Source organism: Streptomyces sp. CNP082 (genome assembly GCF_059570535.1).
The window spans coordinates 346,205-363,596 of record NZ_JCANSZ010000001.1 but is presented as its reverse complement, the minus strand read 5'-3'; the positions used below and the strand labels follow the sequence as shown (position 1 = coordinate 363,596).

The 17,392-nt window shown below is 73.8% G+C and carries 16 protein-coding genes; 13 read left to right on the top strand and 3 right to left on the bottom strand.

Features of this window, described 5'->3' with window-relative positions; translation table 11 throughout:
- Positions 1-151 precede the first annotated feature (151 nt).
- The gene (locus B124_RS01580; protein ID WP_496500751.1) at positions 152-1,756 is read left to right on the top strand and encodes an IS1634 family transposase; all 1,605 of its coding nucleotides are present in this window, start codon (positions 152-154) and stop codon (positions 1,754-1,756) included.
- Positions 1,757-1,779: 23 nt separating this feature from the next.
- On the opposite strand, the gene B124_RS01575 is transcribed toward B124_RS01580, so the two are convergent.
- A complete protein-coding gene (locus tag B124_RS01575) occupies positions 1,780-3,000 on the bottom strand; it encodes an amino acid deaminase/aldolase (protein WP_496500750.1) in 1,221 nt (406 codons plus the stop codon).
- A gap of 443 nt (positions 3,001-3,443) precedes the next feature.
- Between B124_RS01575 and B124_RS01570 the strand changes: the two genes are divergently transcribed.
- From B124_RS01570 to pheT, 11 genes are all read left to right on the top strand, one after another.
- Positions 3,444-4,298: a hypothetical protein gene (locus tag B124_RS01570; protein ID WP_496500749.1), complete on the top strand. Its 855-nt coding sequence runs from the start codon at positions 3,444-3,446 to the stop codon at positions 4,296-4,298.
- Positions 4,295-5,599 (top strand): type VII secretion-associated serine protease mycosin, encoded by a 1,305-nt coding sequence (gene mycP / locus B124_RS01565; protein ID WP_496500748.1) that lies wholly within the window; start codon positions 4,295-4,297, stop codon positions 5,597-5,599. The genes B124_RS01570 and mycP overlap by 4 nt, the downstream gene beginning before the upstream one ends.
- A complete protein-coding gene (locus B124_RS01560; RefSeq protein ID WP_496500747.1) occupies positions 5,577-6,320 on the top strand; it encodes an SseB family protein in 744 nt (247 codons plus the stop codon). The genes mycP and B124_RS01560 overlap by 23 nt, the downstream gene beginning before the upstream one ends.
- Positions 6,321-6,451: 131 nt before the next feature.
- Positions 6,452-6,817, top strand: coding sequence for a DUF1844 domain-containing protein (locus B124_RS01555; RefSeq protein ID WP_496500746.1), 366 nt, complete (start codon positions 6,452-6,454; stop codon positions 6,815-6,817).
- 318 nt (positions 6,818-7,135) lie between these two features.
- Positions 7,136-7,744, top strand: a complete 609-nt coding sequence (infC, locus tag B124_RS01550; RefSeq protein WP_420308214.1) for a translation initiation factor IF-3 — start codon at positions 7,136-7,138, stop codon at positions 7,742-7,744.
- Between the two features lie 110 nt (positions 7,745-7,854).
- Entirely contained in the window at positions 7,855-8,049 is a 195-nt protein-coding gene (gene rpmI / locus B124_RS01545; protein ID WP_018852864.1) for a 50S ribosomal protein L35, read from the top strand.
- 102 nt (positions 8,050-8,151) lie between these two features.
- Positions 8,152-8,538 (top strand): 50S ribosomal protein L20, encoded by a 387-nt coding sequence (rplT, locus tag B124_RS01540; RefSeq protein WP_420308190.1) that lies wholly within the window; start codon positions 8,152-8,154, stop codon positions 8,536-8,538.
- A gap of 127 nt (positions 8,539-8,665) precedes the next feature.
- Entirely contained in the window at positions 8,666-9,535 is an 870-nt protein-coding gene (locus B124_RS01535) for a TrmH family RNA methyltransferase (RefSeq protein ID WP_496500745.1), read from the top strand.
- 73 nt (positions 9,536-9,608) lie between these two features.
- Positions 9,609-10,694 carry a sensor histidine kinase gene (locus B124_RS01530; RefSeq protein WP_496500744.1) on the top strand — a complete coding sequence of 362 codons (1,086 nt, stop codon included), beginning with the start codon at positions 9,609-9,611 and terminating at the stop codon, positions 10,692-10,694.
- A 143-nt stretch (positions 10,695-10,837) separates the two neighbouring features.
- Complete coding sequence (gene pheS / locus B124_RS01525) at positions 10,838-11,983, top strand: phenylalanine--tRNA ligase subunit alpha (protein WP_496500743.1); 1,146 nt, start codon at positions 10,838-10,840, stop codon at positions 11,981-11,983.
- Positions 11,983-14,541 carry a phenylalanine--tRNA ligase subunit beta gene (gene pheT, locus B124_RS01520; protein WP_496500742.1) on the top strand — a complete coding sequence of 853 codons (2,559 nt, stop codon included), beginning with the start codon at positions 11,983-11,985 and terminating at the stop codon, positions 14,539-14,541. Before pheS ends, pheT begins: the two co-directional genes overlap by 1 nt.
- 223 nt (positions 14,542-14,764) lie before the next feature.
- Here pheT and B124_RS01515 read toward each other — a convergent pair whose 3' ends face one another.
- Positions 14,765-15,622, bottom strand: a complete 858-nt coding sequence (locus B124_RS01515) for a 3-hydroxybutyryl-CoA dehydrogenase (protein WP_496500741.1) — start codon at positions 15,620-15,622, stop codon at positions 14,765-14,767.
- Positions 15,623-15,805: 183 nt separating this feature from the next.
- On the opposite strand from B124_RS01515, the gene B124_RS01510 reads away from it, so the two are divergent.
- Positions 15,806-17,083, top strand: coding sequence for a glycoside hydrolase family 10-like protein (locus tag B124_RS01510; protein WP_496500740.1), 1,278 nt, complete (start codon positions 15,806-15,808; stop codon positions 17,081-17,083).
- Positions 17,084-17,159: 76 nt separating this feature from the next.
- On the opposite strand, the gene B124_RS01505 is transcribed toward B124_RS01510, so the two are convergent.
- Positions 17,160-17,363 carry a DUF1918 domain-containing protein gene (locus B124_RS01505; RefSeq protein ID WP_496500739.1) on the bottom strand — a complete coding sequence of 68 codons (204 nt, stop codon included), beginning with the start codon at positions 17,361-17,363 and terminating at the stop codon, positions 17,160-17,162.
- Positions 17,364-17,392 lie beyond the last annotated feature (29 nt).

Here is a 17,392-nt window from a genome sequence, read left to right as displayed (position 1 = left end):
TCTAGACCCGGACTTCGCGGGTCGTTGATTCGTATGGTGTGACTGGTCCGGGGGTGTCCCGGGTCGGTCGTTCGGCGTTGGGTGGGGTGTGTCGATGACTTCCCGGTCCCCGCGGCCACGGTCTGTCCGTCAGCGCCTTGATGTGGTGGTGATGTCCGTGGTGGAGAAGCGTCTGGGCGCTCTGCCTGTCGCTGCCGAGTTTCTGCGCCGGTTGGATGTCGCGGGGGTCGTCGACGAGGTGTGCCCGGGGGGTGCGAGCGCGCATCTGACCCATGGGCAGGTGGTCGAGGCATTGGTGGCCAACCGGCTGACCTCGCCGGCACCGCTGGTGAGGGTCGGTGACTGGGCCCGCACCTGGGCGGTGGAGGAGATCTTTGGTATCGAGGCGGATCTGCTCAACGACGACCGTCTGGCCCGGGCCCTGGACGCGATCGCCCCGAAACTGGAGGCCATCGCGGGCACCGTCGGCGCACGGGCCATCTCCGAGTTCGGCATCGATGTGTCGCGGCTGCACTGGGATATGACCAGCATGTCCGTCCATGGCGCCTATCCGGTCCAGGACCAGGACGAGCAGTACCCGGTCATTGCCCACGGGCGTCCCAAGGACCGGCGGGTGGACCTTAAGCAGGTCCAGACGGGGCTTGCGGTGTCCGCCGACGGCGGCATCCCCGTCCATGCCCGGGTCCTGGGCGGCAAAGCGGCCGAGGTCAGCCAGGCCGTCGGGGCGATGAAGGACCTGCAAGGCATGGCCGGTGAACAGAAGTTCCTGATGGTTGCCGACTCCAAACTGGTGTCGTACGCCAACATCACCGCGCTTTTGTCGGCCGGGGTGGACTTCATCGCCCCCGTCCCGGCTGCCCAGGTCAAGGACGAGGTCTATGCCGCGCTGGATCTCACCCAGGCCCAGGCTGTGGACTGGGTGCCCGGGCGGGACGCGGGCAAGCCCGCCGACCAGCGGGAGAGCTACCGGGTTCTGGAGGACGTCCATACCCTGACCGGGCCCCGCAAGCGGGACCCCGTGCACCGGGTGCGCCGGGTCCTGGTGCACTCCACCGCCGTTGCAGCGGGCCAGCGCAGAGCCCGCGAGAAGCGTCTGGCCCGGGCCGGTGAGGAGATGGACAAACTCGCGAGTGCAGCCGGCGGCCGGCACTACAAGACCGGCTCGAAGATCACCGCTCGCATCGGAGTCATCGCAGCCAAACGCCATGTGACCTCCTGTCTGCGCTGGACGATCACCGAAGACGAACACGGAAAGCCCACCCTGGCCTGGCACTTCGACCAGGAAGCCTTGGCCTCCGAGGCCGCCGTGGACGGCTGGTACGCGCTGCTGACCAGCATCCCGGCCGAGCGGGCCAACTCGGCCCGGATCCTGGTCCACTACAAGGGCCAGGGCGCGGTCGAACGCCGCTACCACGACTTCAAAGGCCCCCTGGCGGTCGCACCGGTCTTCGTGCAGCACAACCGGCGCGTCGCCGCCCTGATCCAGGTCATCTGCCTGGCCCTGCTCGTCTTCTGCCTCATCGAACGCCAGGCCAGACGCGCCCTCGGCGGCGACCAGACCATGACCGGCCTCTACCCGGACAACCGCCGAGCCCGCCCCACCGGCCGCATGATCTTCTACCACCTCGGCGAACTCACCCTGAGGATCGGCAACCTCACTGACCCGCCCACCGTCCAGATAACCCGCGGCGTCCAACTCCACCTCCTCGACCTACTCGATACCGACATCGGACAAACCCGCTGGCCACAGACCTGAAAGGTGACCCGCGAAGTCCGGGTCTAGAGGAACGTACGGCCCTCGCCGCGGTACGTCGGGACCGCCTCGGTGACGCGCTCGCCCTCGATCAGGTGCAGCGCGTCGAACCGCTCGCACAACTCGCCCGCCTTGGCGTGCCGGAACCACACCCGGTCGCCGGCCAGCAGGTCGTCGGCCGGGGCGCCGAGCAGCGGGGTCTGCACCTCCCCGGCGCCCTCCTGCCGGTCGTAGCGCAGGCCCTCCGGCAGGTACGGCGTGGGCGAACGGTCGGCGCCGGCGGGGCCGGAGGCGGGGTAGCCGCCGCCGAGGACGGTGACGACGCCGACGCCCGGGCGGCGTACGACGGGCAGCGCGAAGACGGCGGCGGGGCGGGCGTCGAAGGCGGTGTAGTGGTCGAACAGCCGCGGCTGGTAGAGCCCCGAGCCGGCGGCGACCTCGGTGACCGCGTCCTCCGCGGCGGTGTGCTGCACGCTGCCCGTACCGCCGCCGTTGACGAACTCCAGGTCCGCCAGCCGCCGCACCGCCGCCACCGCCTGTGCCCGCCGCTCGGCGAGCTGCCGCCGGGCCACCGTCTGCATCAGCCGGATCCCGCGCGAGCGCACCGGCGACCCGCGCACGTCGTCCCCGACGCCCGCGATGTGCCCCTCGTACGCCATCAGCCCCACCAGCCGGAAGCCCGGCCGGCGCACCACCTCGCGGGCCACCGCCGCCAGCGCCGCCGGCTCCGCGAGCGGCGAGCGGCGGGCGCCGACGCGCACCCGGCCGCCGAGCAGCCGCAGCGAGGTGTCCAGCTCCAGGCAGACGCGGACCTCCTCGTGCCCGCGCCCCCGGGCGGCGTCCACCAGGTCCAACTGCGCGGGGTCGTCCACCATCACCGTGACCGCGGCGGCGAGTTTCGGGTCGCCGGCCAGCTCGGCGAAGCCGGCGCGGTCCGCGGACGGGTAGGCCAGCAGCACGTCGTCGAAGCCGGAGCGCGCCAGCCACAGCGACTCGGCCAGCGTGAAGGACATGATCCCGGCGAATCCCGGCCGGGCGAGCACCCGCTCCAGCAGCGACCGGCAGCGCACCGACTTGCTCGCCACCCGGACCGGCTTGCCCCCGGCGCGGCGCACCAGAGCGGCCGCGTTGGCGTCGAACGCCTCGGTGTCCACGGCGGCGAACGGGGCGTCGAGGTGGGCGGTGGCCCGGTCGTAACGGGCGCGCAGGGCGGCGGGGTCCGGGCGGAGGGCGGTGTGGTCCGGCATGAGGGAAGCCTGCCACCGCGTGGCCGGGAGGCGGTAGTGGGTACGGAGAGGATGAGGCATTCGGGCGGCGCACCGTCCGTCGCGGGAGCCCAGTAGAGTGTCGCGAGCGCCTGTCAGCAGGTCGTCCGGGGGCTACTCACAGGAGGGGAGTGAGGGGGCTGTTGAGCACTGACGCGGAACAGACTCCCGTGACCCCGCCGTCGCCGGATTCCCCGCCCGCGGCGAAGCCGCGGGAGAGTGCGGCGTCCGCACGGCCGCAGCGGTCCCGGCAGCCCGCACCGGGGTCCGAACCCCCGCCGCCCGCCGCCGAGTCCGGCCCCGGGGCCGATGCCGCATCCGGCCCTGTACCCGGCCCCGCGTCCGACGCCGGGCCCGCCACGGCCCCCGCCGCGCCGGCCGAGCCGGGGCCGCCGCGCCACCCGCCGCGGCCGTACGCCCCGCCCGTGCCCGCGGCCCCGCCCACACCCGTGGGCGCCCCGCTGCACATGGCATCCGTGCTCCCCGCCGACGTCCCCCGCCCCGAGCCGGAACCGCCCGCCGGACAGCGGACCGTCGCGCGCACCGTGGCCGCGGCCGTCGCACTCGTCACCGGCGTCGGCCTCGTCGCCGGCGCCGCCACCGGCAGCCTGCTCAGCGACGGGCCGCAGGCCCAGGCCCAGCCCGGGGCGTACGAGGTGGCCCGCGACCTGTGGCACGCCACCGACGTCGACACCCTCTTCCCGCCCCGGCTCGAAGGCGACGGCGCAGGCCCCGGCGGCGCCGACCGCGTCTGGGTGCGCGTCGCCGTGGCCCCGCCCGCGGGCTGCAAGCGGGGGCTCGACCCGGCGCTGGCACGGGAGTTGCGCCGCGTCGGCTGCGAGAAGGTGCTGCGCGCCACCTACACCGACGCCACCCGCAGCAGCGTCACCACCGTCGGGCTGGTGTTCACCACGGCAGGTGCCGCGAAGATGGGCCGGTTCGAAGACCGCTTCGACGACGAGGGACTGGGCGCGCGCCCGGACATGCTGCCCCGCGCGTACAGCACGGAGACCGGTCCCGCCGCCGGCTTCGGCGACGAGCAGCGCGCGACCTGGACCGTACGGGTCCTCTCCGACGCCCCCGTCGTCCTGACCGCCGTCACCGGCTTCGCCGACGGCCGCGCCGTCGCCGAGCCGCAGCCCGCCAACGAGGCCGTCCACCCCAGCACGACCACCGCGCCCGCGCAGGCCGGCCTCGGCCACGACGCCGAGGGCATCGCCGACCGCGTCGAACGCGGCCTGCGCAAGACCTCCGCCAAGGCGACGGAGTCCCCGCGGTGAGCCGGCCGTCCCGCCCGCGCCGCCGCGCCGCCGCCCTCCTGGCCGCGCTGACCGCCGCAGCCACCCTGCTCGGCGCCACCGCCGCCCCCGCCCACGCGGACGGCCTGCAAGAACTCCAGTGGGGCTTGGACGACGTCCGCGCGCCCGAGGCGTGGAACACCACCCGCGGCGCCGGCATCACCGTCGCCGTACTCGACACCGGCGTCGACGCCGCCCACCCCGACCTCACCGGACAGGTGCTGGACGGCAAGGACTTCGTCGGCTTCGGCGCCCGCCGCGGCGACGACTCCTGGGCCCGGCACGGCACCGCCATGGCCGGCATCATCGCCGCGCACGGCCACGGCCCCGGCGCCGCCGAGGGCGTCACGGGCGTCGCGCCGGAGGCGAAGATCCTGCCGGTACGGGTCATCCTGGAGGACGGCGACGCCCAGCGCGGCAAGGCCCGCGACACCCGCGGCAGCGCGCTCGCCGACGGCATCCGCTGGGCCGTCGACAACGGCGCCGACGTCATCAACCTCTCCCTCGGCGACGACAGCAAGTCCGCCCACCCCGAGCCCGGCGAGGACGCCGCCGTGCAGTACGCGCTGCGCAAGGGCGTGACCGTGGTGTCCTCCGCCGGCAACAGCGGCGAGAAGGGCGACCGCATCTCGTACCCGGCGGCCTACCCCGGCGTCATCGCCGTCACCGCCGTCGACCGGTCGGGCCAGCGGGCGGACTTCTCCACCAAGCGCTGGTACGCCACCGTCGCCGCCCCCGGCGTCGACGTGGCCATCGCCGACCCCGACCGCACCTACTACGAGGGCTGGGGCACCAGCGCCGCCGCCGCGTTCGTCTCCGGCGTCACCGCCCTGGTCCGCTCCGCCAACCCCGACCTCACCCCCTGGCAGATCCGCGACCTGCTGCGCGACACCGCGCAGGACCCGCCCGCGGGCGGGCGCAGCGACGAGCTGGGCGCCGGCCGGGTGGACGCGGCGGCGGCCGTCGCGGCGGCGCAGGAGCTGAAAGCCGCGCCGCAGGAGCCGAAGCCGGCCGCGTACGACCACAAGCGCTTCGGCTCGGCGCCGGCGATCGTCACCGCCGAGGACGACGGGCCGAACGGGCTGGCGCTCGCCGCGGGCGTCATCGGCGTGGGGCTGATCGCGGGCGCGTGGTTCCTGTGGCGCGGTCCGCGGCCGGGTGCGGCCGGAGTCCGGCGCGGCCCCGGGCCCCCGCCCTTCGCACCGCCGCCCGGCGGACCGCGCCCGCAGGGCGGCGAGGGGCCACCGCTAGGCTCGTCGGGTGCCGCTGAAGAACATCCCTGACCCGGGCTTCGCCGCCGACGACGGCTCCGCCGACCCGCGCCTCGCCGCCGCCCTGACCGCGTACGCCGAAGCCCCCGACGACCCCGGGGCCGGGCCCCGGGTGCTCGCGGCCCTCGCCGGCACGCGGGTGCTCGTCCCCGTCGTCGCGGTCCTCGGCGAGTCGGAGGAGGGATCCGACGGCCTGCGGCGCGAGAAGTCCAGCGAGATGGCGGTGCCCACCCTTGAGGTCCCCGGCGGCCGGCGCGCCCTGCCCGCCTTCACCTCCACCGCCGCGCTCGCCCGCTGGGACCCCGCCGCCCGCCCGGTGGCGGTGCCGCTGCCGCAGGCCGTACGGGCCGCCGTCACCGAGCGCGCCGACACCGTCGTCCTCGACGTCGCGGGACCCGTCCCGTACGAGCTGACCGGCCCGGCGCTCCTGGCCGCCGCCGAGGGCCGCGGCAGCACCGACCCGCTGGCCGACACCGGCGTCGTGGCGGCCGTGACCGCCGTGGTCGCCGGCCTCGCGGGGGTACGCGCCGCGTCCCTGGTCCGCGCCGGCGAGGCCGACGGCACCCTGGCCCTCGTCCCCGCCCCCGGCGCCGCCCCCGCCGACGTCGCCCGCCGCGCCGCCGAGGCGCTGGCCGCCGACCCCGCCCTGCGGGCCCGGCTGGTCCGCGGCCTGGACCTGGCCCTGCTGCCGCCGGAAGCCCCGCTCCCGGGCGAACCGCTGCCGCTGCGCTGAAACGCCGCGCTGAAACGCCGCGCTGAAACGGCGTGCAGAACCCGGCCCGCACACCCGGCCCCGGGCCGCGGCCCGGGGCTGGTTAGGGTGGCCTCCCGTCTCGTACGAGCAAGCGAAAGACAGGGAGCCCCATGAGCGACACCGGCCCCGGCGCCGACGCAGGACCCGACTTCGACGCGATGACCCGCGACATCGCCGAGGTTCCCGCCGTGGAGGTGATCACGACGGTGGCGGTGCACCTGATGAGCGCCGCCGCGGTCAAGCTCGGGCTCGCCGAGGACGGCGCCGCGCACAAGGACCTGGACGAGGCCCGCAAGCTGATCACCGCGCTGGCCGGGCTGGTCACCGCGGGCGCCGCGGAGGTCGGCTCGTACCACGCGGCACCGCTGCGCGACGGGCTGAAGTCGCTGCAGCTCGCCTTCCGGGAGGCGTCCGAGCACCCGGACGAGCCGGGCCGCGGGCCGGGCGAGGCGTACACGGGCCCGGTCCTCGGCTGACGCCCCGCCGCGGGCGCGGCACGGATGTGCGGGGTCTGCGCGGGCACTGGTATGCTTGACAGCGACCGGCCGGACGCGCCATGCAGGAAAGAGGAGCGACCGGCCCGCAAGTGGAGGCTCCGATCTCCCACCTTCCGGCCCCCGGTCGGCGGGTCACCGGTCCCAAGCGCCCCGCGGCTGGCTCCGCGGTGGTGCTCCCCGGCAGGAGCCCGCATTTGCGTTCCGTCCGGGGCTTTTTTGTGCCCGCGGTGGATGGTCGGCAGACAGAACGTCGCGGTTGCCCGCCAGGCAGTCGCGTGGTGGAAATGAGGAGGCCACATCAGCGCCGAGCCCCGCATCAACGACCGGATCCGCGTCCCCGAGGTGCGACTTGTCGGCCCCAGCGGCGAGCAGGTCGGAATCGTCCCGCTCGCCAAGGCTCTGGAGCTTGCCCAGGAGTACGACCTCGACCTGGTCGAGGTGGCGGCGAACGCCCGTCCTCCGGTGTGCAAGCTGATGGACTACGGGAAGTTCAAGTACGAGTCGGCCATGAAGGCCCGTGAGGCGCGCAAGAACCAGGCGCACACGGTCATCAAGGAGATGAAGCTCCGGCCGAAGATCGACCCGCACGACTACGACACCAAGAAGGGTCACGTCGAGCGGTTCCTCAAGCAGGGTGACAAGGTCAAGATCACGATCATGTTCCGCGGTCGTGAGCAGTCCCGTCCCGAGCTGGGCCGGCGGCTGCTGCAGCGGCTTGCGGAGGACGTGCAGGAGCTGGGCTTCGTGGAGTCCAACCCCAAGCAGGACGGCCGCAACATGATCATGGTTCTCGGTCCGCACAAGAAGAAGACCGAGGCGATGGCCGAAGCCCGGGAGGCCCAGGCCGCCCGCAAGGCGGAGCGCAGGGGCGACGACACCGCTCCCGCGGAGCGCGCCGAAGCCTGACCACGGACCCGGCCCGGGTCCGCAGACGTAGCACGAAGACAGTCTGACGCTTTCCCATGCCCTTTTACCCGGGCGGCGGGAGGCGCCGAAGACGAGGAGTGAACGGCGAGATGCCGAAGAACAAGACCCACAGTGGTTCCAAGAAGCGCTTCCGCGTGACCGGCTCCGGCAAGGTGCTGCGTCAGCGTGCCAACCGGCGCCACTACCTGGAGCACAAGCCGTCGACTCTGACCCGGCGCCTCGCCGGCACGGTCGAACTGTCCAAGGCCGACGCCAAGAAGGTCAAGAAGCTTCTCGGCAGGTGAGCCGCCGCCCTGCACCGGCAGGGCACAGGACGACTCAAGAGACCGGGACCCAGCCGTTCCGGGTCGCGCAGCCGACGCGACCCAGCCCCAAGGAGTGAACAAGTGGCACGCGTCAAGCGGGCAATCAACGCCCAGAAGAAGCGCCGGGCGATCCTCGAGCAGGCCAGCGGTTACCGCGGCCAGCGCTCCCGCCTCTACCGCAAGGCGAAGGAGCAGGTCACCCACTCCCTCGTCTACAACTACAACGACCGCAAGAAGCGCAAGGGCGACTTCCGGCAGCTCTGGATCCAGCGGATCAACGCCGCTGCCCGCGCCAACGGCATCACCTACAACCGCTTCATCCAGGGCCTGAAGGCCGCGGGCGTCGAGGTGGACCGCAAGATGCTGGCCGATCTGGCCGTGAACGACGCCGGTGCCTTCACCGCGCTCGTCGAGGTGGCGCAGAAGGCGCTGCCCAGCGACGTCAACGCGCCGAAGTCCGCCGCCTGAGCCGGCGCGAACGCACCCGCGCGAGCGCGCATCACGAACCCGCAGGCCCGCCGGCCTGCGGGTTCTGACGTCCGTGCGGGTCGTGCCGGCAGTACGAACCCGCTGCACGAAAGGTCCCCCGCCGCCCATGGGCACCCCCGAGCCGATCTCGCCGCGCTCCGCCCGCGTCACCGCCGCCCGCAAGCTGCTCCGGCGCAGCGGGCGGGCCAAGGAGCGCCGGTTCCTCGCCGAGGGCCCGCAGGCCGTCAGAGAGGCGGTGGCGTACGGGGCCGGTGCGGGCGGCGGCGCGGGGCCGGCGCTGGCCGAGCTGTTCGTCACCCCCGAGGCGGCGCAGCGGCATGCGGAGATCGTCGAGTCGGCCCGCAGCGCGGGGGTGCGCGTGCACGCCGCCGCGGACGAGGTCGTCGCCGGGCTCTCGCAGACCGTGACGCCGCAGGGCCTGGTCGGCGTCTGCCGGTTCCTCGACGTGCCCCTCGGCGACGTCGTCGCCGCCCGCCCCCGCCTCGTCGCCGTCCTCGCGCACGTCCGCGACCCCGGCAACGCCGGCACCGTGCTGCGCTGCGCCGACGCCGCCGGGGCCGACGCGGTGGTGCTGACCGACGCCTCCGTGGACCCGTACAACCCCAAGGCCGTACGCGCCTCCGCGGGCAGCGTCTTCCACCTGCCCGTCGTCACCGGCGTGCCCGTCGAGCGGGCAGCCGCCGAGCTGAGCGCCGCCGGGGTGCGGCTGCTGGCCGCGGACGGCGCGGGGGAGCGGGACCTCGACGACGAACTGGACGACGGCGGCCTCGCCGCCCCCACCGGCTGGATCTTCGGCAACGAGGCGTGGGGGCTGCCCGCCGGGACCAGGGCCCTCGCCGACGAGGTCGTGCGCGTGCCGATCCACGGCCGCGCCGAGAGCCTGAACCTCGCCACGGCCGCCGCCGTGTGCCTCTACGCCTCGGCCCGGGCGCACCGCCCGATCGGCGGGTGCCGCCCTGTCAGCCCCGCCCGGTAAGGTGACCGCTCTAAGTCCGCGAGTCGACCGTACGGGCAGGCCAACGCCCAGTCTGCGGGAGGGGGTTCATGGGGTGGAGAGTGCAGATGACGGGCCCGAAGCCGAGGGCCTCGGCTGTGCGCCCGACGATCTGCCGGACGGCCTCGTCGTGGCCGACGAGCGCGGTGTCGTGGTGCGTTTCAACGCCGCCGCCGCGCGGATCACCGCCCTGGAGCCGGCCGCCGTCCTCGGCCGCCCGCTGGCCGAGGCGCTGCCGCTGGAGGACCTGAAGGGCCGCCGCTGGTGGCGGCTCACGGACCCGTACGGCGGCCTGGCCATCCGCACCGGCCACCCGGAGCGCAATCTGCTGCTGCCCGGCAACCGCGAGGTGCTAGTCGCCGCCCGCTATGTACGCGACGGCCGTGCCGGACCGGTGCGCAAGCTCGTCGTCACGCTGCGTGGCACGGAGGCCCGGCGGCGCAGCGAGCGCAGCCACGCGGAGCTGATCGCCACCGTCGCGCACGAACTGCGCTCGCCGCTGACCTCCGTGAAGGGGTTCACCGCCACGCTGCTGGCGAAGTGGGAGCGGTTCACCGACGACCAGAAGCGGCTGATGCTGGAGACGGTGCACGCCGACGCCAACCGCGTCACCCGGCTCATCGCCGAGCTGCTGGACATCTCCCGCATCGACTCCGGCCGGCTGGAGGTGCGCAAGCAGCGCGTCGACGTGGTCGCCGCGGTGCACCGGCACGTGGAGGCGCAGACCACCGCGGGCCAGGACCCGGCGCGCTTCCGCACGCTGGTGCCGCACGCGCTGCCGGATCTGTGGGCCGACCCCGACAAGGTCGACCAGGTGCTGGGCAACCTGCTGGAAAATGCCGTGCGGCACGGCGAGGGACTTGTCACCATCGAGGTGGCACCCGCCATCCTCAACCACGGCAGGGAAGGCACCCAGGTCACCGTGAGCGACGAAGGCCCCGGCATCCCGGAGGAGTCGATGAGCCGCGTCTTCACCCGCTTCTGGCGGGGCAGCAAGCGCGGCGGCACCGGCCTGGGGCTGTACATCGTCAAGGGCATCGTGGAAGCCCACGGCGGGATCATCACGGTCGGCCGCGCCCCCGGCGGCGGCGCCCGTTTTCGATTTACGTTGCCCGTCGGCGCCCCGGCCCACCTCGCCTGAGCAGCGGCCGGCCCGCCCACGGGCCACACCAGCGTCCACGCGCCCGTAGACTCGACCCCCGGCCCTTCGGCGACCCCGTTCGCCGACACCGCACCGGCCCGCCGGGTCGGGGCGCAGCCAGCCAACCGGAAGCACGGGAAGAGATGTCGGCACCGAACAAGTCGTACGACCCTGTCGAGGTCGAGGCACTGAAACCGGACGAGATCGACCGGGCGCGCGACGAGGCGCTGGCCGCCGTCGCCGCGGCCGGCGACCTCGCAGAGCTCCGCGAGGTGAAGATCGCCCACGCCGGCGACCGCTCCCCGCTGGCGCTGGCCAACCGCGAGATCGGCGCCCTGCCGCCGCACGCCAAGGCGGACGCCGGCAAGCGCGTGGGCCGGGCCCGCGGCGAGGTGGGCCAGGCGCTCAAGCGGCGGCAGGAGGAGCTGGAGGCGGAGCGCGACGCCCGGGTGCTGGTCGAGGAGGCGGTGGACGTCACCCTGCCGCACGACCGCTCGCCCGCCGGCGCGCGGCACCCGCTGACCACGCTCGCCGAGCGCGTCGAGGACATCTTCACGGCGATGAGCTGGGAGGTGGCCGAGGGCCCCGAGGCCGAGGCCGAGTGGTTCAACTTCGACGCCCTCAACATCGGTCCTGACCACCCCGCGCGCAGCGAGCAGGACACGTTCTTCGTCCGCGGCCCGCGGCCCGGGGGCGCGGAGAAGCGGCAGGGCGACGACGAGTCCGGCGTCGTGCTGCGCACCCACACCTCGCCCGTGCAGATCCGCTCCATGCTCGACCGCGACCTGCCCGTGTACGTGATCTGCCCCGGCCGCGTCTACCGCACCGACGAGCTGGACGCCACCCACACCCCCGTCTTCATGCAGGTCGAGGGGCTGGCCGTGGACGAGGGCCTGACGATGGCCGACCTCAAGGGCACCCTGGACCACATGGTGTCCTCGCTCTTCGGCGAGGGCATGCGGACCCGGCTGCGCCCGGACCACTTTCCGTTCACCGAGCCGTCCGCCGAGATGGACATGGTCTGCTTCGTCTGCCGCGGCGCGTCCGTCGGCAACCCGGACCGGCCCTGCCGCACCTGCAGCTCCGAGGGCTGGATCGAGCTGGGCGGCTGCGGCATGGTCAACCCGAAGGTGCTGGTCGCCTGCGGCATCGACCCGGAGCGCTACAGCGGGTTCGCCTTCGGGTTCGGGATCGAGCGGATGCTGATGTTCCGCCACAACGTCGAGGACATGCGAGACATGGTCGAGGGTGACGTGCGCTTCACCCGGCCGTTCGGGATGGAGATCTGATGCGAGTCCCGCTTTCGTGGCTGCGGGAGTACGTCGACCTGCCGGCCGGCGAGACCGGCCGCGCCGTCCAGGCCAAGCTGATCAGCGCCGGCCTGGAGGTCGAGACCGTCGAGCGGCTCGGCGCGGACCTGACGGGCCCGCTCGTCGTCGGCCGGGTGCTGGCGATCGAGGAGCTGACGGAGTTCAAGAAGCCGATCCGCTACTGCCAGGTCGACGTAGGCCAGGCTGGGGGTACCGCCCAGGCCGAAGGCTCTGGGGGAGGTACGGGCGAGCCGCAGAACATCATCTGCGGCGCCAGCAACTTCGCCGTCGGCGACAACGTCGTCGTCATCCTGCCCGGCGGCGAGCTGCCCGGCGGCTTCAAGATCGGCGCCCGCAAGACGTACGGCAAGGTCTCCGAGGGCATGATCTGCTCGGTGCGCGAGCTGGGCATCGGCGACGACCACGACGGCATCCTGGTGCTGCCGCCGGAGTACGAGCCGGGCACCGACGCGATCGAGCTGCTGGAGCTGAACGACGAGGTCCTGGACATCGCCGTCAACCCCGACCGCGGCTACGCGCTGTCCCTGCGCGGCGTCGCCCGCGAGACCGCCACCGCCTACGGCCTGCCGCTGCGCGACCCGGCGCTGCTCGACGTGCCCCCGCCGAACGACTACGGCTACGAGGTCAAGGTCGACGACCCGCGCGGCTGCGACCGGTTCACCGCCCGCGTCGTCACCGGCGTCGACCCCGAGGCCCGCTCGCCGATCTGGCTGCAGCGCCGGCTGCAGAAGGCCGGCATGCGCCCGATCTCGCTCGCCGTGGACGTCACCAACTACGTGATGCTGGAGATCGGCCAGCCGCTGCACGCCTACGACCGCGCCCGGCTCGACGGCCCCCTCGGCGTGCGCCGCGCCGCGCCCGGCGAGAAGCTCACCACCCTCGACGGCGTCGAGCGCACCCTCCACCCGGAGGACCTGCTGATCACCGACGACCGCGGCCCCATCGGGCTGGCCGGCGTGATGGGCGGCGCCGACACCGAGATCGCCGAGCCCGAGGCACGCGACCACCTGCTCGGCGACGTCGCCGGCACCACAGAGATCGTCATCGAGGCCGCGCACTTCGACCCGGTCTCCGTCGCCCGCACCTCGCGCCGCCACCGCCTCACCTCCGAAGCGTCGCGCCGCTTCGAGCGCGGCGTCGACCCGCAGGCGGGTCCCGCCGCGGCGCAGCGCACCGTGGACCTGCTGGTGCTGCTGGCCGGCGGCTCCGCGGAGGCGGGCGTGACCGAGGTCGCCGCGCCCGGCGAGCCGCGCACCGTGCGGATGACGGCCGACCACCCGGACCGGGTGGCGGGCGTGGCGTACGGGCGGGAGGCCGTGGTGCGCCGGCTGCAGGAGGTCGGCTGCGACGTCTCCGGCGCCGACGAGCTGACCGTCACCGTGCCGTCGTGGCGCCCCGACCTGGGCGCGCCGAACGACCTCGCCGAGGAGGTCATCCGGCTCGAAGGCTACGAGAACCTGCCGTCCACGCTGCCCCGGCCGCCGGCCGGCCGCGGCCTGACCGGCCGGCAGCGGCTGCACCGCAGGGCCGGCCGGGCGCTGGCCGGCGCCGGCTGTGTCGAGGTGCTGAACTACCCGTTCCTCGGCGAAGCCGCCCTCGACGCCCTCGGCCTGGAGCCGGACGACGCCCGCCGCCGTACGGTCACCCTCGTCAACCCGATCAGCGACGAGGAGCCGGCGCTGCGCACCACGCTGCTGCCCGGCCTGCTCGCCGCGCTGCGCCGCAACCACGGCCGCGGCGCCGCGGACCTGGCGCTCTTCGAGACCGGCCTGGTCTTCCGGCCCACCGGCGACGAGACCGCGCCGGTGCGGCTGCCCGTCGACCGGCGGCCCACCGGCGAGGAGATCGCCCGGCTCGACGCCGCGCTGCCCCGGCAGCCGCGCCACGCCGCCGTCGTCCTCACCGGCGCCCGCGAGCGGGCCGGCTGGTGGGGCCCGGGCCGCGCGGCCGACTGGGCGGACGCGGTGGAGGCCGCCCGTACCGTGGCCCGGGAGGCGGGCGTGGAGCTGACGGCCGAGGCCGACCGGCACGCGCCGTGGCACCCCGGCCGGTGCGCCGCGCTGTACGCCGTCGTGGACGGCGAGCGGCGGCTCGTCGGCCACGCCGGCGAGCTGCACCCGCGGGTGGTCAAGGCGCTGCAGTTGCCGGAGCGCACCTGCGCGACGGAGGTCTCGCTCGACCTGCTGGAGCGCGCCGGCGGCGGGCCGCCGCAGGCGTCGCACATCTCCACGTACCCGGTCGCGACGCAGGACGTGGCGCTCGTCGTGGCCGCGGACGTGCCGGCGGCGAAGGTCGCCGAGGCGCTGCGCGCCGGCGCGGGGGAACTGCTGGAGTCGGTGCGGCTGTTCGACGTCTTCACCGGCGAGCAGGTCGGCGAGGGCCGCAAGTCCCTCGCCTACGCACTGCGCTTCCGCGCCGCCGACCGCACGCTGACCGCCGAGGAGGCGGGCGCAGCCCGCGACGCCGCGGTAGCCCGCGCGGCGGAGGAGGCGGGGGCGGTACTGCGCGGCGCCTGAGCGGGGACGGCGGTCACGCCCGCACACGCGGGGATGGACCCGCACTCAAGCAGGCGCACCGGTTCCTCGCACCCTGCTCCCCGCGCACGCGGGGATGGACCGTGCTCCTTGTACTCGGCGTACATCGACTCGGCTTGCTCCCCGCGCACGCGGGGATGGACCCTGCCCCGCGCTGTCGCAATACACCAGCCCGCACTGCTCCCCGCGTGCGCGGGGACGGCCCTCAGTACGCGTAGAAGCCCGCGCCCGTCTTGCGGCCCAGGCGGCCCGCGTCGACCATGCGCTGGAGCAGCGGGGGAGCGGCGTACAGGGGCTCCTTGTACTCGGCGTACATCGACTCGGCCACCGAGTCGATGACGTCGAGGCCGATGAGGTCCGCGAGCTTCAGCGGGCCCATCGGGTGGGCGCAGCCCAGCTCCATCCCGTTGTCGATGTCCTCGCGCGTCGCGATGCCCGACTCGAACATCCGGATCGCGGAGAGCAGATACGGAATCAGCAGCGCGTTGACGACGAACCCGGAGCGGTCCTGGGCCCGGATGGCGTGCTTGCCGAGCACGTCGCGGGCCAGCTCCTCGGTCCGCTTGAGCGTCTCGTCGCTGGTCGTCAGCGCCGGGATCAGCTCGACGAGGCGCTGGACGGGCGCGGGGTTGAAGAAGTGCATCCCGATGACCTGCTCCGGCCGCGAGGTGGCGACGGCGAGCTTGACGATCGGGATGGAGGAGGTGTTAGAGGCGAGGACGGCGTCCGGGCGGGTGACGACCTGATCGAGAATTTGGAAGATCTCGGTCTTGACCTGTTCGTTTTCCACCACGGCCTCGATCACGAGGTCGCTGTCCGCAAGCTCTCCGAGATCGGTTGTGAAGCTCAGTGCGGCCAGCGCCTCGTCCCGTTCCGACTCGGTGATCCTGCGGCGCTCCGCCGCCTTGGCGAGCGAGCTGCTGATGCGGGTACGGCCCAGCTCAAGGGCGTCACCGGTGGTCTCGGCGACGACGACCTGAAGGCCGGAGCGGGCACACACCTCGGCGATGCCCGAGCCCATCTGGCCGGATCCGACCACTCCGACGCGTTCGATGTCGGTCAATGTCTCTCCTCGTCCCTTGTCCTGCCGTGTGGGCAACCCTTTCGGACTCCTGACGTTACCCGCGTAGCGCATGGCTCTTGTCCCCGGGTGAGGCAGGACGCGAGGATGTGCCGCAACTGACGAGTGGTTCAGACCACTTGGCGCAGTGGGTTTCCAGTTCTCGGCAATACTCGGAGGAGCCAGATGGGGAGCAGCACTCCCGAAAGACCGCACCACCTCAGCCGGCGCCGGTTCGGCGCCGCGGCGGTGGGCGCCCTGTCCGCGGTGACCGTGGCGGGCGACGCGATGGCGGTCCCGGCCGGCGCGGCGGCGCGCGGCCACGGCCGCCCGGCCGGGCAGATGCGCGGCTCGTGGGTGGCGACGGTGGCGAACATCGACTGGCCGGTCCAGCAGGGCCTGAGCGCCGCGGAGCAGCAGCGTCAACTGCTCGCGCGGCTCGACGAGGCGGCGGACCGGCGGCTGAACACCGTCGTCTTCCAGGCCCGGCCGACGGCGGACGCGATGTGGCCGTCGCCGTACGAGCCGTGGTCGGAGTGGCTCTCCGGGACCCAGGGCGCCGACCCGGGCTGGGACCCGCTCGGCTTCGCGGTGCGCGAGGCCCACCGGCGCGGTCTTGAGCTGCACGCCTGGTTCAACCCCTACCGGGTGCGCAACGACGCGCTCGCGGAGAAGCTGGTGCCCGAACACCCGGCGAACCAGCACCCCGACTGGGTCATCCCGTACGGCGGCAAGATCTACTACAACCCGGGGGTGCCGGAGGTCCGCCGCTTCGTCCAGCGGTGCATCCTCGACGCCGTACGCCGCTACGACATCGACGCCGTGCACTTCGACGACTACTTCTACCCGTACCCGGTCGCGGGCCAGGAGTTCGCCGACGAGGAGACGTACCAGAAGTACGGCGGCGCGTTCGCGGACAAGGCCGACTGGCGGCGCAACAACGTCGACCTGCTGATCGCGGAGCTGGGCCGGGCCATCAAGCGGACGAAGCGGAACGTGCAGTTCGGCGTCAGCCCGTTCGCGGTCTGGCGGAACGCGGCCACCGACCCCGAGGGCTCCGACACCCAGGCGGGCACGCAGACGTACGACCACCTGTATGCCGACACCCGCAAATGGGTCCGCGAGCGCTGGATCGACTACATCGTCCCGCAGGTGTACTGGAACATCGGCTTCGCGGTCGCCGACTACGCCAAGATCGTGCCCTGGTGGAACGACGTGGTCGCGGGCACCGGCGTCAACCTCTACATCGGCGAGGCGCTGTACAAGGTCGGCGCCGCGGGCCAGCCCGAGGAGTGGTTCGACCCGGCGGAACTCTCCCGGCACCTGACGTTCTGCCAGGACTACCCGGAGGTCCAGGGCAACATGTACTTCTCCGCGAACCTGCTGCCCAAGGATCCGCTGGGCGCGGTCAGCAGGCTCGTCGCCGACCACTACGGCACGCCGGCGCGGCCCCCGCGCGGCTGACACCGCGCCCGCCGGTCCGCCGCCGTCCCGGCCGCACCGCCATCCCCGGCCGCACCGCCACCCGCGGCCGGGGGTGTCAGCCCGTCCCGGGCTCCTGGTCCCGATGCCGGACCACGGAGTCCGGGCCGGGTGACATCACCGTCTCGTGGCCGTCCTCGAACCGCACGCGGTAGGGCGGCTCGCCTGCCGCGCCCATGACCTCGACGATCTCCACCGTCCGGTCGTGCTGTCCGACGACGCGACCGTGCACACACAACTTGTCGCCCACTTCAGCGTGCATGGAGTCGACCTCCCTGTCCGGCTCGTCAT